The organism is Desulforhabdus sp. TSK (genome assembly GCF_022836495.1).
Taxonomy (GTDB): Bacteria; Desulfobacterota; Syntrophobacteria; order Syntrophobacterales; family Syntrophobacteraceae; genus Desulforhabdus.
This window is the reverse complement of record NZ_BQXM01000193.1, coordinates 1-399: the sequence shown is the minus strand read 5'-3', so window position 1 is coordinate 399 and position 399 is coordinate 1. Positions and strand designations below refer to the sequence as shown.

Here is a 399-nt window from a genome sequence, read left to right as displayed (position 1 = left end):
CCGCGCGGGACCTGGGGATCAGCTCATCGGCGCGGCCACCAGCTCAATCCCCTGGCCGGTCCCCAAGTTGCGGGAATACTTCTTCTCCCGCGCGTTGTTCCAGTGCTCGTGCACGCCAAGGCTGGCCAGCCGCTTTTCCGCGGCGGAATGATTCGGATCGTCGAACGTTCCGGACGGCGGATTCTCCGCCATCGCTCCCTCGTGAAGGTAATCATCCACGCCGATGCGGCGAGGTACGTCGTCCCATTCCGCGCGAATGAAATCGAATCCCACCGAGTCGATGGCCACCGGGTCCTGGGAGGCGAGCAGGCTGGACGCCCAAGCGCCGTCAAAGGGAGCCGATGTCCATCGCCGCGGCGCGTTGTCGATCGGATGCTTGCCCGAGAAGAGCCCGTCGAT

At 65.2% G+C, this 399-nt stretch carries 1 pseudogene; it reads right to left on the bottom strand.

The window, feature by feature from the left end:
* Window positions 1-18: 18 nt before the first annotated feature.
* A pseudogene (locus MWC30_RS22065) lies at window positions 19-399 on the bottom strand (hypothetical protein); the annotation flags it as partial.